The following is a 14,889-nucleotide window of genomic DNA, read 5'->3' on the forward strand; positions in this document are numbered from 1 at the left end:
CTTCTTGGCAATTACCTCGACTGAACTTTCATCAGTTAGTATGGTCCAGCTTAGCTGGACGCACTGCATTGTGCATTATTAATTATTTCTCCTATATTGCCACAGAAAACTTAACCCCATTCTCCAAATTCTCAACTCTATAAACTCCATCATGCATATTCACAATTTCTTTGACAATAGCAAGTCCAAGCCCCGTACCGCTCTTCTTTCCCTTCTTCTTATAAAAACTATCAAATACAAAAGGTAACGCATCTTCATCAATTTTCTCACCTGTGTTAATAACCTCAATAACAAGTCCATCATTTAAATTATAGGCATTTAAAATAATTTCATTATCAGAAAATTCCATAGCATTAGATAGTAGATTTTTCACAACCTGCTCCATTCTAAAAGCATCCATGTACACGCATAAATCCCCCACCTTATTATTAACTGTAAATATAATGTCTTTTTTCTCTATAATATCTTTAAATGTTTTTACAACATTATTAATCCAAGGATTTACAAAAACTTCTTCCTTACGAATACTGAAAAATCCACTTTCCATTTTAGAATATTCTAGCACATCCATAATTAGCTTATTCATATTTTCTGTTTCATCATAAATACTCTGTATATAATGATCCCTTTCCTCTTCATTACTATAAATATGATCACTTACCAATTCTGCATACCCTTGAATTACGGCAAGTGGAGTCTTAAGTTCATGGGTTGCTTGAGCAAGAAATTGCTTTTTCATTTTTTCTACTGTTCTTTCTTTTTTAAGTTCTGTTTCTAATTGTTGAATATTTGATAATAGCTCTTCGTATAAAAGATTTATAGATTGATTCAATTCACCAATTTCATCTCTACTTTGTGAAATTTGGAGTGTTTGAACTTTTTTATCTTTCATTTTCTTAGCTAATTCATTTAATTGCTTAATAGGTTTTGTAATATTAATTGATATAAAATAAGAGACTAAAGCTGCTATAACTAAACAAAATATCAACATTATAAGTAGAAACTCCATTATTACATCTACTGCGCCCTCCAATGATTGTATAGAAACTTCATATATAAGGTACTCATTATTAATATTTACTCCAAAAGTATACATCTCAATTCCTTTTTTATTTACGAATTGCGCTTCAAAAAAATCACCTTCTGCTTCATAATGAGCATCCTCACTATTTTTATATTTTCCAGCTCCTCTTATTGTCCCATTTTCATCTAATACATAAATATCTCCACCCACAGAGTTTTTCAAAGCGTTAAACTCCTCAACAATTTCTTCTTCATTCAATTCTTCATAATTATTTCTTACATAATCTGTATATTCGCTTATACTCCCCATTTTTTTATTTAGATAGTATTTAGGCAAAAACACCTTTGAAAATATTCCTATTAATAAAAATATCCCTATTGTAAACATTAAAAACACCATAAATATCTTAAAAGAAATTGATTTATTCTTCATTTTTCACCATCCTATACTAATTAACTTTTATCCTATTTTACTTTTTTAATTTAATATTCTCATATTTTGTTATTCACTCTTATTCCTTTACCATTTTATATCCGTAGCCAATAACTGTTTTTATACACTTACTTTCATTTCCTAATTTTTTTCTAAGCCTTTTAAGATGTGTATCAACAGTTCTTTCATCTCCAAAATAATCAAACCCCCAAACAAAGTTCAAAATCTGGGTTCTTGATAAAGCAATATTTATATTATCTATAAAATATAGAAGTAAACTGTATTCAATAGGAGTTACCTTAATCTTCTCATTCTCCACAAAGACTTCTCTCTGATCCTTATTTATTTTAATACTATTGATTATTATTTCATTACTAATAGAAGCTACTTTATTTCTTTTCAAAACTGCTTTAATCCTAGCTAGTAATAATTTATTACTAAAAGGTTTTGTTACATAATCATCTGCTCCTAATTCAAAGCCAAAAAGTTTATCCTCTTCCTCACTTCTAGCCGTTAACATAATAACTGGTGTATCTATAGTCTCACGTATTTTCTTCAAAATAGTCCATCCGTCCTTATCAGGAAGCATAACATCTAATAAAATCAAATGGTATTCTCTTTCTTCTAATTGTTCAAAAGCATCTGTACCAGTTGCAGCTTCATAAACTATAAATTCTTGATGTTCTAAATATTTTTTAACGATTTCTCTAATACGGTGGTCGTCTTCAACAAGTAAAATATTAATACCATACATATGATTAGCCCCTCCTTAGTGAACAGGTCACAGGTCACAGTTTAAAGTTCTTAGTTCAAAATCCATAGTGCACGATTAACAGTTTATAATCCACACTTCTTAGTTCTTAATTAAGTGTTTATAGTTGCGCAGTAAATTATATTATGTATTCCATTGGTAAATAAGTAAATCTATTATTATCTAAAGTTAAAGATTCTTCACTTTAAGTAAAGAATCTTTAATTAAATTCATAATATAATTATACCAATAGAACCTCATTGACGGCAATTATGTTTTAAAAAGCTCTTTAATTTGAGCCCCTATTGCCACCTGATTGACCTGCTCCTTCGCCTTGTCCATTGCTGCCTTCAAATGCTGCTAAGTGTGATTCAGATGCTTCTTTCAAAGCTACAAAAACTTCTCTAATATCATCAGGTATATCTTGTGATAAAAACTTTTCATACATTGCTATATTTTCAATTTCTGCATCTACTCCTGCATAGAGTGCTTCTTCAATTGAATTTGGTAATATTATATGTTCACTTGCATCTACCTCTGGAATTTCCATATCATAGGCATCATATAATATTTCTACTTCTTCTATATGTTTTTCTTCTGCTTTAATAATATTAGTAAAAGGTCTTTCTGCTCCTAATTCATTAATAATCAGTTCATATTCTGCGTATGCCAAATGCTCATCCTCTAGAGCATATTGCAACATCTCTTTAATGGTATAATCTTCTGTTGTAGAAGCACCTTTTGCCCCATAATTTTCTGTTTCATTAGAATTTTCACTTTTTACATCCATTTCTTCATTACTACTAATATTTGTAGTAGTCTCATCTAACTGGTTATTTTTACAACCTGTCAGAACTATTCCCGTAATCAAAGTTCCAATTATTAATACTGTTACACCAATTTTCTTGAATTTATTTTTCATAAAGTCCATCTCCTTTTTTATAGTTAATACTTTATAAGCTTATTTGCCAAAATCACTATTAAATAATACTTTTTATTAACTACCTTAATAATAGTTCTCCGATGTGACGAAAATATGGCAAAAAAAAACGACAGTTACTAACCCGTCGTTTTAAACTTATATATTGGTTATGCCACAAAAAGTAATTTAGTTGAACTTCAGCAACAATATATAGCGTCAGAACGTATCAATCTGCGGTAGATATTGTTGCTGATTTTAGTTCAACTTACTTTTTGTGGTTTAACCATATATACATTTGGCTATATTCAAACAATATCTATACACGCTCTAGATAAAATTTTTAACTAACAAACCAATAATAATTGCCCAGAATAAAAATATAACTCCCCCCGCTACCAATCCTTTTTTCTTAATATTATCCTCATTTTCTTGTATTACTTTGCACTCATCAATTACTTCTGTTGGTATAAGCTTTATTGCTATAGTTATACCTATTGGAAGTAAAATTATATCATCTAAAAATCCCAAAACAGGTATGAAATCAGGTATCAAATCTATAGGACTTAGTGCATATGAAACTATAATTGCTGCAAATACTTTTGCATACCAAGGAGTTTTAGGGTTTTTATATGCTAAAAAAAGCACATAAATATTCTTTTTTAGTTCTTTTGCTTTTACTTTCTTATCATTAATCCATTTTTTTATAATGATCATCCTCTACCCACAATTTACAATTTTATTTTTATCTTTCTTCAATCTTTCTCCAAAACATTCTATCTTCCCTATTTGGTAAAGAAGAAGATCCTTTTCCTCTAAGTGTTACATCTTCTATATTTATATTATTTTCTCTAGCTATAATTGCTGCAACTCTCTTGCTACAAAAACTTCCTTGACAAGGTCCCATTCCTGCTCTTGTTCTTCTCTTTATTGCATCTAGAGAATCTATTGGAATACCTCTATTCATCGCATCGATTATTTCTTCTTCTGTTACTTTTTCACATCTGCATATTATATTTTTATCTTTTTCTTCATGATCAATTTTGCCATCAAAATTTTCATCTTTATTTACAATAATCGCTTTTCTATATGGATTGAATTCTTTATTTTCTTCTAAGTTTTCTTCAAGTTCTTTAACTATTTCAGCAACATATTTCGCAATTGCAGGACTTGAAGTTATACCTGGTGATTCTATTCCTGCCACATTAATAAAGTTTTTAATCTTTGTTTCTCCTATTATAAAATCATGTACACTACTTGTAACTCTTATCCCTGCAAAGGACCTTAGTGTGTATTTCAAGTCAAAATTCTTCACTGTTTTTCTCGCTGTTTTTGCGATATATTTCAAATTTTCAAGGTCTGTTCCTACTTCTGTTGGGTCCTGCATTTCTTCAGCATTTGGTCCAAGCATCAAATTCCCATGATATGTTCTAGTAACTAATATACCTTTACCTTTTTCAGTAGGTGTTTGAAAAAGCACGCTATTTGCAAAATGACCTTGGTTTTTATTAAGAAGAATATATTCACCTCTTCTTGGTATAATATAAAAATCATTAATACCTACCATATTTGCTATTTTATCACTATACGCACCAGCACAATTTATTACGTATTTTGCTTTTATTTCTTCAGTTTTTCCTGTAACCATCTTATTAATAATTATCTTAAATGCATCTTCATTTTTATCTATAGAAATAACTTCTGATTTTAATCTTAATTCTACTCCATTTTCTATTGCATTTTCTGCAAAAGCAATAGTCAATTCATAGGGACTAGTTATCCCTGCAGTAGGACAATAAAGGGCCCCTTTTACATCTTTATTTACGTGAGGTTCTAATTCTAAAATTTCATCCTTATCAATTATCTTTAAATCATCTACACCATTCTTAATGCCATTTTCCATTATTTTGTATAAGGTTTTTATTTCATCATCATCAAATGCAAGTACTAAGCTACCGCATTCTAAGTATCCAAAATTGAGTTCTTTATTGAGCTTTTCATACATTCTATTTCCTTTTCTTGAAAAATAGCCTTTTTTAGTACCGTGTTTAGCATCATAACCACCATGAACAATACCACTATTAGCCTTTGATGCTCCTTGACTTACGTCATTTTCTTTCTCTAATAAAAGGATTCTTAAATTATATCTAGATAATTCTCTTGCAATACCACAGCCAATTACCCCTGCACCTATTATAGCTATATCATACATATTCATTTCCTCCAATGTTTTAATGCACACCTTAATACTTATATGATATCACTGAGAAGCATTACTGCCAATATCAATTATTTAAGAATATGCGAAGAGAAAAAATATAAATTTAACTTCAAATTGTCAAAAAATAAAAAAGTAAACTAGCTCTATTTACTCTAGCTTACTTTTCAACATTCTATTATTTATTATCCACAATTCTTAAGAACCTGTCCACATATCTCTGATCTAAATCACAATACTGGTTATATTCTGTGATTAATAAGTCAGTTTCTATATATTCAAGTGCTTATTTATAAATATTTAAAAAGAAATTTCTCTTAATCTATTTCTTCCTTTACGTTTAATCATAGCCAAAATGCCTAAACCAACTAATGTGAGTCCTACAATATACAACTTCCACGGTGTTGATTCACCAGTTTTTGGATATAAACTTGGAACAGTTGCACTGGTAAAATGCATATTTGTTTCAAATGTACATATTAAGTTTTGAGTATTGTTACCTGCCATCTGATCTAAAGAAACCAAAATTGAAATAGCTTTCTCTTCATCTTTTTCAAAAGTAATTTTATCTGTATCACTAAACAATTCTTTGCTATCTTTTAAATTCTGAAAATTAGTATCCAAGATTACTTTATTATCTTTCAGCACTTGAACCTTTGCATATTTCATAAACTCTTGCGAAGTTGGATTATCAAAACTAAGGTTTTCTCCATTTTTACGAGATACTTTAAAATCAGATAAACTTATTCCCTCAAGTACAGTTTTAAAAGAATTATTATTAACCATGGAAACATCTTTTTTCATAATACATCCAGGATACAAATCCGTATCCTCTTTTACGAATACTGAAATATCATTAGCCGATGTAACCTTTGAAATAAAAACTGTAATTTTATCTAATGGAGATGCATTGACTGTGGAACATATAAATAATATAAGAATAGATAAAACCATTATAAATCTAAATCTATTTTTATGGTTCTTATTCATTTATATATCACCTCCCTAAAAATATTAACTATCAATCAATATATAAAATAAACGTTTTAGTTTCATCAAAAACATAAAACTTTGTTATTTCCTTAAAGTCATCACTATGTTTGTATATAATAGGTTTTCCTATATCATCCGCTATCCTAACTAAATCTTCTATGGATTTTACTTCATTATAATTATCAATATCACCATCTGCTTTACTATTTAATGCTACCAATCTATCACCATAGATTTTAAAAATACTTTTCAAATTCTTTTCTAGTGAACTTATTTTATCAGTTTCTTTTGCGCAGAATATTAAGATTGCTGAAATAACTAGTAATAGTACAATAAATACACTGTATATTGATACCTGAACCTTATTCACTGGTAATGTCACTTGCTCTGTTTTTTCAATATTTCCCTGCTTATCCTGTACTAATTCACCAGTAATTTTAAAATATTTTTCATTCAATGGAATTTCCATTTTAGGAGATATTTTTTCTTCAACTAATCCTTTATCTGTATTTGTACTAACGTTAATATCCCAAAAAACTGTCACTTTTGCTTCTGTACTTATATTAGAATCTTCAAATAATTGTGCAGTAAAATCATTATATTCATTAAAATTTATAGGAATTTCTTTTTCTAAAGTTATTGTTTTATCATTTGCTTCAAAGCTTTCTTTTGGACTAAGAATATATTTCTTTTGCCATATAGTCTCATAGCTTTCTTCTTCACCTGTGTAACCTTCAACTATTGCATATATTTCATAGTCTCCTTTAATATCAGCTTTAGTTTCTCCTGTATATTCATAATTCATAGAAGTATTTATATTATCTATATATTTTGCAATATAAAATTCACCCTGTCCGATGCTTTCTCCATCATATAAACTATTTTCCTTCAAAGAAACATTATACGTAACTTCTGCTTTATTATTATAACTATATAAACTTGTTATTTTTTCTTCACAGCCTGGACTATCAATAGTTTTATATAACAAAAACGAGAAAACACCTACCACAATAACTATAATTCCTATTAAACTAAATCTTATTTTTTTATTAATATTAAGTTTTTTCATATTAATATTTACTTTCATTTGCAGCAACTCCCACTTTATAAAAGCTAGTATTCTATATAAATTATTCCTTTTAATCTTCTTACTTCAAGTATAAAATATTACAGAATTAGTAATATAAAGCTAACTCTGTATATTGGATTAACCTAAAGGAACATTTAAATTATCTTGACCAAATTCAAAATCAATTTTTATATTAAGCTTTTCGTTTTCTCCTTCATTTCCATGTAATGAATCATAAGGAATCTCAAATCTAAAGATATTATTCGCATTTACTGTATCGTCCCAAGTTATTAATTCATAATCAGGATATAACACTTGACCCTGTAATTCATCATTAAGTCTTGTTTGTAATTCTGCTAAGGAACAACGCCCTTTTATAGGTGTAGTTAACATTCCCTCATCATTTCTTATTACAAAAAAATAATTAACCATCATTGCAGCTTCTAAATCTTTACTACCATCTCCGCCTAAACTCAAAGTATCATATTGCACACTTACATGTTTAACACTAGCAATCATTGTTCCTGTGTTTTTTGCTTGTAACCCTACAATAGCTTTTGTGCCTGGAAATAAATTTTCAAATTGGAATGATGCTGTATTTTTCTTAACACTAGGCACAGCTACTTGAATATTATCATAAGATTCCATATAATTATGCCAATAATTATACGGAAAATCAGATACATCATTTACTTCATTTACTTTTACATTTGATTTAACTCCTTGAATTTCAACCGCTAACTCCCCTGTTTCTATAGTGTTATCAATCTTCACATCTGATACCCACTCTGCATAACCTGCGCCCATCAGCATAATTCCTACTGCTAAAGCTAAAGCAATAACCTTTGATTTTTTCACTTTCAACCTCTCCTTTTTTTACTCTTTTAACTTTTAAATATATTTGTTATGTAAGATTTAAATCACAGACTATTTTCTTCAATTTAAGTCTTTGATACCTCACTATAATAAATATAGTTTTTTTTACTTATAATAGGTCATCCTAAAGAGTAATATTGTATAATCCTAAAGTAGTATACTGAAGTTCACTTTACTGCTATCATATTAAGTTGTAATAAACCACTGTATTAAAATTTTTTTAATATCAGCAGTCCATTAAAACCCAAAGAAAAAATTAAAGAAAAAAGCAACAGATAATTTTTTATATTGCTTATAAAATATTTAAAATTCTATTTCTTCTAAAGGAACATCTTTCTTGCTTTTAATAAATAGTGTAGGCCATCCTATTTTGGGAACTACTTTTATAACCTTTCCCCGTACTTCCTCTTGTTTTACAATTTCAATATCTGGAGATGAATTATTATCACCTTTAGTTTGATAACCTATTGTATTATCTTCTTCTACTATACCTACCACTCTATGAGAGATTAAAATATTCCCTCTTTCAAATTGAATAATATCATCTATTTTAATATCATCAACCTCTATTTTTTTTACCAAAATTACATCTCCTGGTTTTATAAAAGGCTCCATACTTCCTGTAGCTATTACTGAAGGTGAAATAGGAAATACCCCAACTGAAAACCATATGATCCCTATAGCAATTACACAAGTAATAATTGATTTAACTGGGGTATCCTGTTCTTCTATTCTTTTAAGTTGTTTCGTTTCCTTTAAATAAATACTTTCAAGAAGCATAAGAAAAAATACAGGACTTAAAACCCCTACCAATGCTGTTGTAATCCATTTTAAATTTGGAAGTATAGGCGAAAACCAATGAAATCCTTGCACAATTCCTAAATAAATTATAGATGTCAAAGGTCCTCCTAAAAAAACTAAATAAGTAGAAAATAAATTCTGAGAAAATTCTGGCACAAAATACTGAGCCATAAATTCAACTAGTTCAACATTCCCCTCAATTTTAATATATCGATTGAAAGATATACTAATAACTGTCATAAATAAAGCTATTAGTATAAAAATCAGGAAATTTCCCTTCTTAGTCAAACTATTTGCCAGATAACTTCTTACAAATTCTCTTCCAACTAATGCAGCCCCTACATATATAATGTTTACAATAATACCAGCAAAGGAATGATCATAAGGACTTTTCCCAAAACCATCTATAATAAAACCTGCAAAAATTGCAATTGCAATATACAATACAGCAAAAATTAATGCCCAGCAATTTATTAACCCTCTGTATTTCAACTTACTTTTAGCCCTAATTCTTGGCAATAACCAGACAAAGCCAACCACTATACACCAAAGAATAGGTATTACAATAAATTTAAAAATCATTCCTTTGTTAAAAGAAAAGAAAGATAAATTTTCTAAAATATACATACTACTCAATATTCCTAACAATAATAAGCACTTTATTTTAGACGGTTGTGTAGGTTTAAACTTTTCTTTCGAACTCATTTCTTTCCTCCGTTAAGTTATATTGTTGATTCTACATTGCGTTAACTTCTACTTCACCGCTGATTAATAATTTTTCAAACCATGAATTATAACCTACAGTATTACTAATATTTTCTGGTTTAAATAGAATTTCCTTATCAATACTATAGGTATACTGTCCATTATCAGGCTTTGGTTTTATATCAATGCTTCCAGTTATAAATTCTACATTTCCGTAATTGACTCTACCAAGCTCAGAACAAACAGGCATTGTTCCCTTATTACGAATTTTATAATTTATAGTCCCTACATAATCTGCTCCAATTTCACCTGAAACAATATTAATATTATGATCATTACAATCTATTTGGACTGTTCCTTCACCCTCTGTTTTAATAACTTCTACTTCACTAAAGTATGGATTCATTTCTCCCATAGAGATTTCAGTATTTACTTTGATGTTTTCATTCCATTCTCCATAACATACTCCCATACTTAAGAAAAAAGTAATAGAAAAAGCTACTATTAAAGTTCTATTCATAAAACTATTCTTCTTTCTTTTAATTCTCATTTATTTTTCACCTCCTCTCTAAATTGTTTATTAATAGTGCTGCTTCTGTTCTATGCTTTAAACCTAACTTGTACAAAATATTGCTAATATGTTTTTTAACTGTATTTTCAGATATGAATAAGGCTTTGCTTATTTCAGAATTACTACCCCCTTTCCCTAATTCCATTAATACTTCTTTTTCTCTGACAGTAAGCTTTTTTATATTTATATCACTATTATTATTCTTAAAAATTTGAGTATCAAAGAATTTTTCACCCCTATTAACAATATGTAATACATATAATATATCTTCCGGAAATGCAGTCTTCAATATATAGCCCCTGACATCACTTCGTTGTGCCCTCAATATATCCTTACTTCTCATAGAAGATGTAAAAATAATGATTTTTGTTTTACAACCTTTCTCTTTTGCTTTTTCAACTATATCTAATCCATTTTCTATACCGAGTTGTAAGTCCACAATAGCAATATCAGGCTTTTGTTGTGCTAGTATTTTGTTGGTCTCAGATATATTAGAAGATTCCATTATTTCCTCCACATTATCTTCAACTGCAAGTATTGTAGATAATCCAACTCTTATCAATGGGCAATTATCAACTACAAGAATTTTCATTAACATGCCTCCACATTTCTTAAATATATGATTAAAATAAAGAAATAATTTCATTTTTTTAGAATAAAATATAATAAATATTTTTTTAATATATAATTTAAATCTATAAATAATATATTTTAGATAAGGAGTTATTATGAGAAAAAAATGGAGTATATTTATCATAATTACAGGAATTTTTATACTACTTTTACCTTTAATATCAAAAAAAATAACCGACTTAAAACAATACGAAATTTTAAACCAAATGGAATCAGATATTAATCAAGAACCTGAAATGGCTATAGCCTTAAAAAACTCTGAAAATTCTAAGGCTACTAATACGACATCAACTAACATTTCAGAAAATAGCATTATAGAAATAGAAAAAATATCGCTAAAAATGCCCCTACTTGAAGGGGTTACTAAAGAGAATTTAAATTTATCTGCTTCCCATGACAGCTACTCATCTCCTCCTGGTGAAAAGGGGAATTGTATTATTTTAGGTCACAGAAGTTATACATATGGTAGACATTTCAATAGATTAAATGAACTTTCTATAGGCGATGAAATAAAAATCACTAGCGAAAATCAAGAATTTACCTATACAGTTATTGAGAAAATTATTGTTTTACCTGAAGATATAGATGCTAATTTGAAAACAACTAATAGCAAACTCTTAACATTAATAACATGTCATCCTGTAAGAATTGCTACTCATAGACTTATGATAATTGCAGAACTCATACAATAACATAAATCAAATGTTTATTAAGTAAATTTATCATTAACTTTAAAAACTCATAATACATAAAAAAATAGATAGATTTGAGTTTACACAAATCTATCTATTTTATCTAATTTTATTTATTATCCACAATTCTCAAGAACCTGTCCACATATCTATGATCTAAATCACAATACTGGTTATTTTCTGTGGAAGAATTCTTTTCAGCACTCGATTTCATAATTATTTCATCAAATATTTCTAGCTCTAGGTAGGTATCTTCATATTCACTATTTGGTTGCCAAAAATTAATTTCAGTTCCATCACTAAAAGTAGTAATATAAAAGAATTCCCCTGCATTCTTTTTAAGTACACCAGAGGCTTTACCTTTGAATCCCGTTTCTACCTTATCAATATCCTCATAAGAATAATTTGTTCCCTTAGGATTATAAAAGCTATAATCTACAATTTTATCTTCTGTTACAACAGTAATCCCTGTAATGCATATGTAAAAAAGAATTAAATTTATAGCAATTAAAATTGTAATTCCTTTTTTTACAAACCTAGTAATATTAGATGCCCACTGCCAATCTTTATTCTTGTCAAATACATTGGCAAAGTTCATTATAATTATTATTAATTCAATTTCAAAAAAGAAAACTAAATAAGAATATGGTGGTTTAAACATATATAGTAAATATCCTTTAGGTACAAATATAGCTTCTTGAATAACGGCAATAAGTACAAAGAACCCAATCGTAAGAATAATAGCTACAATAACACCCACAAAGGTAAAAAGTCCTTTTAGTATTCCTTTTTTCTTTTCTTTATTTTTATTTCTTTTCCTTTTACTAAAATAATAACCCCAAGATAAAGTTAATAAAACAGTACAAATTAAAGATGCTATAATATTTTCTCCTATAAAATCATATTTTTTTTCACTTAAATTAATCCATAGCCATAATAAAGGTCCGGATAATATCAAAGTTTGAAAAATTTGGACTGTCAAATTAGGTCTAAAAATATCATCCAACTCATTCATTAAATCTATATAATCATCACTTTCATATAATTCTACTTCTTCTAAAAATGAATCCACATCAATTGTAGATTTCTTTTCTAACTCTTTTATAATATCCTTATACGTTCTTTTTTTCTCGTTTATAATCATCTCATCTTTATCAATTTCCTCTAATCTTTGTTGCATAAGATTTTCTAGAGGTATATTCCCATCTTTCCATTCATTAATATCCGCAATAGAAATATCAAGCTTACGAAATAATTTTATTTCTTTGAGCTCTTTAACTGTATCTTCATCGTATTCCCTATAAGAATTATGACTTCTCTTAACAGAAATAAGCCCCTTACTTTCATAAAACCGTATGGTCTTTGCTGGCAGTCCCGTAATCTCTTCAACTTCTTTAATTCTCATAAATATGACCTCTCTTTGGCTAGTTTTATCTCTATTTAACACCTTCTAGTAAGGGGAAAGTCAAGTAATTTCTTTGAATTTAGTGCGCTGTCATAATTTTTAAAATCATTTCGTCCGTTTCAGTCATAGCATCACTGGCAATATTAGCTACATTATTTATAGTGTCCTCAGTACATTCACATATAATTCCTGTTCCTGATTTAACTACCTTTCCTTCCATAGCTAATTGGTAAGCCATAAATGCTGCATCAATACTTGACGCTATTTTTATTGCACAAGAAGGTTTTGCTCCGTCACAAATAACTCCTGTTAAATCCGCAATGCCATTTTTAATAGTATCTTCAATATTCTTAAGAGTTCCACCATTTAAATAAGTAACAGCACAACCCACACCAATACCTGCTGTAATAGCCCCACAAAAAGCTGATAATCTACCAATACGAGTTTTAATGTGAATTGGAATCAAATTGGCTACTGCCAAAGCTCTATAAAGTCGCTCATCATTAATATTATTCTCTTTTGCATAAATATATATAGGTGATGCTATTGTAAGTCCTTGATTCCCACTACCTGAATTAATCATTACTGGAAGGTCACAACCGCTCATACGAGCATCTGATCCACTTGCAGCATAAGCTTTCATCTTCTCTTTAATGCTTCCATTTGCATTTTTTAATAATATTCTTCCTACATTTAACCCATAATCATAGTTAAATCCTTCTTTAACTATATTAAGATTATACTCAATTTGACTTTTAAATATCTTTTCAATAATTTCAAGGTCTATATTATCTGCATAATGGAGTATTCCTTCAACACTTAAGGTTGTCCTATCTGTGAGAGAAGAATTAAATCCTTCTTCCTTACAAGGATTAAAAGCAATATTCTTACCATTTTTAATAATTCTAGTTACATTTGTATGCTGATGCATAACTTCAACTGATACACAATTATCATCTTTTTTCATAATTATTTCAATATATAATTTTGGCTTTCCTTTAGCGTGATTAATACTGCATATATTAGATTGTTGCAAGCAAATAGCCTCTTCAATTTGTTCCTTAGTCAATCCTTGCAGAACTTCTAGTTGTTTTTCTGGCTTTCCTACTATCATTCCAAGCAAAGCTGAAAGTTCGACACCTCGTAATTCTTTTGTACCTGGAATTATTACTCCTTGTACATTCTTTATAATATTTCCACTAACATTAACTATAATCTCATCTGGTCTTTCACCTAAAACATCTACACACCTAGCACTAGCTAAAGCTATAGCTATAGGTTCAGTACAACCTAATGCAAGTACCAATTCTTCTTTCAATATGCTTGTATACTTCTCAAACTTTTCATTATTATTATTCAATATAATGCACCCCTTATGCAACATTTTCTGTAATCTAATCAATATATTCCGTAAAAAATTATTAAAATATCAATTTTATCCGTTATAATCCAATAATATAATAAATTATAGTTTTAATTTTGTCAATTCATTAATTGGTATTGATTTGAGATATTTATGTAAATACTCAATATAATATATTTCTCTTCAAATGAAACAAAAAAAGAAATTAGCCATCTTCATTCATTATATTAATGATGAAAATGACTAACTTCCAAACTCTAATTCAATTATCTCTGAATTAACTTCTATCAAAAACATTCCTTTCTAACTCTTTTAGCGACCTGTAAAATGGACTAAATCACTAACTTACCTATACTTTTAATACTTTTAATACTTTTAATACTTTTAATACTTTTAATACTTTTAATACTTTTAATACTTTTAATACTTTTAATACT

At 28.5% G+C, this 14,889-nt stretch carries 14 protein-coding genes; 1 reads left to right on the plus strand and 13 read right to left on the minus strand.

Annotated features, from left to right (window positions below; all coding sequences use genetic code 11):
• Positions 1–91: 91 nt before the first annotated feature.
• The 11 genes from ACVHXK_RS17550 to ACVHXK_RS17600 all read right to left on the minus strand — a co-directional run bounded on the left by ACVHXK_RS17550 (position 92) and on the right by ACVHXK_RS17600 (position 10,951).
• Entirely contained in the window at positions 92–1,456 is a 1,365-nt protein-coding gene (locus ACVHXK_RS17550) for a sensor histidine kinase (protein ID WP_461207708.1), read from the minus strand.
• Positions 1,457–1,535: 79 nt separating this feature from the next.
• Complete coding sequence (locus ACVHXK_RS17555) at positions 1,536–2,210, minus strand: response regulator transcription factor (RefSeq protein ID WP_461207709.1); 675 nt, start codon at positions 2,208–2,210, stop codon at positions 1,536–1,538.
• A 286-nt stretch (positions 2,211–2,496) separates the two neighbouring features.
• Positions 2,497–3,129, minus strand: a complete 633-nt coding sequence (locus ACVHXK_RS17560; RefSeq protein WP_461207710.1) for a hypothetical protein — start codon at positions 3,127–3,129, stop codon at positions 2,497–2,499.
• Between the two features lie 327 nt (positions 3,130–3,456).
• The gene (locus ACVHXK_RS17565; protein WP_461207711.1) at positions 3,457–3,843 is read right to left on the minus strand and encodes a YkvA family protein; all 387 of its coding nucleotides are present in this window, start codon (positions 3,841–3,843) and stop codon (positions 3,457–3,459) included.
• 28 nt (positions 3,844–3,871) lie between these two features.
• Positions 3,872–5,338: an FAD-dependent oxidoreductase gene (locus ACVHXK_RS17570; protein WP_461207712.1), complete on the minus strand. Its 1,467-nt coding sequence runs from the start codon at positions 5,336–5,338 to the stop codon at positions 3,872–3,874.
• Between the two features lie 306 nt (positions 5,339–5,644).
• Positions 5,645–6,334, minus strand: a complete 690-nt coding sequence (locus ACVHXK_RS17575; RefSeq protein ID WP_461207713.1) for an LPXTG cell wall anchor domain-containing protein — start codon at positions 6,332–6,334, stop codon at positions 5,645–5,647.
• A 31-nt stretch (positions 6,335–6,365) separates the two neighbouring features.
• Positions 6,366–7,424: a DUF5305 domain-containing protein gene (locus tag ACVHXK_RS17580; protein ID WP_461207714.1), complete on the minus strand. Its 1,059-nt coding sequence runs from the start codon at positions 7,422–7,424 to the stop codon at positions 6,366–6,368.
• A 120-nt stretch (positions 7,425–7,544) separates the two neighbouring features.
• Positions 7,545–8,264 carry a hypothetical protein gene (locus ACVHXK_RS17585; protein ID WP_461207715.1) on the minus strand — a complete coding sequence of 240 codons (720 nt, stop codon included), beginning with the start codon at positions 8,262–8,264 and terminating at the stop codon, positions 7,545–7,547.
• Positions 8,265–8,585: 321 nt separating this feature from the next.
• The gene (locus ACVHXK_RS17590) at positions 8,586–9,788 is read right to left on the minus strand and encodes a signal peptidase I (RefSeq protein ID WP_461207716.1); all 1,203 of its coding nucleotides are present in this window, start codon (positions 9,786–9,788) and stop codon (positions 8,586–8,588) included.
• A 31-nt stretch (positions 9,789–9,819) separates the two neighbouring features.
• A complete protein-coding gene (locus tag ACVHXK_RS17595) occupies positions 9,820–10,338 on the minus strand; it encodes a hypothetical protein (RefSeq protein ID WP_461207717.1) in 519 nt (172 codons plus the stop codon).
• A gap of 7 nt (positions 10,339–10,345) precedes the next feature.
• Positions 10,346–10,951 carry a LuxR C-terminal-related transcriptional regulator gene (locus ACVHXK_RS17600; RefSeq protein ID WP_461207718.1) on the minus strand — a complete coding sequence of 202 codons (606 nt, stop codon included), beginning with the start codon at positions 10,949–10,951 and terminating at the stop codon, positions 10,346–10,348.
• Between the two features lie 136 nt (positions 10,952–11,087).
• Between ACVHXK_RS17600 and ACVHXK_RS17605 the strand changes: the two genes are divergently transcribed.
• The gene (locus ACVHXK_RS17605; RefSeq protein ID WP_461207719.1) at positions 11,088–11,684 is read left to right on the plus strand and encodes a class D sortase; all 597 of its coding nucleotides are present in this window, start codon (positions 11,088–11,090) and stop codon (positions 11,682–11,684) included.
• Between the two features lie 109 nt (positions 11,685–11,793).
• Here ACVHXK_RS17605 and ACVHXK_RS17610 read toward each other — a convergent pair whose 3' ends face one another.
• Together ACVHXK_RS17610 and ACVHXK_RS17615 are read right to left on the minus strand one after the other, a co-directional pair.
• Positions 11,794–13,089, minus strand: a complete 1,296-nt coding sequence (locus ACVHXK_RS17610) for a MerR family transcriptional regulator (RefSeq protein ID WP_461207720.1) — start codon at positions 13,087–13,089, stop codon at positions 11,794–11,796.
• A 79-nt stretch (positions 13,090–13,168) separates the two neighbouring features.
• Positions 13,169–14,449, minus strand: coding sequence for an L-cysteine desulfidase family protein (locus ACVHXK_RS17615; RefSeq protein WP_461207721.1), 1,281 nt, complete (start codon positions 14,447–14,449; stop codon positions 13,169–13,171).
• Positions 14,450–14,889: the final 440 nt, after the last annotated feature.

Source organism: Clostridium sp. DL1XJH146 (assembly GCF_054819755.1).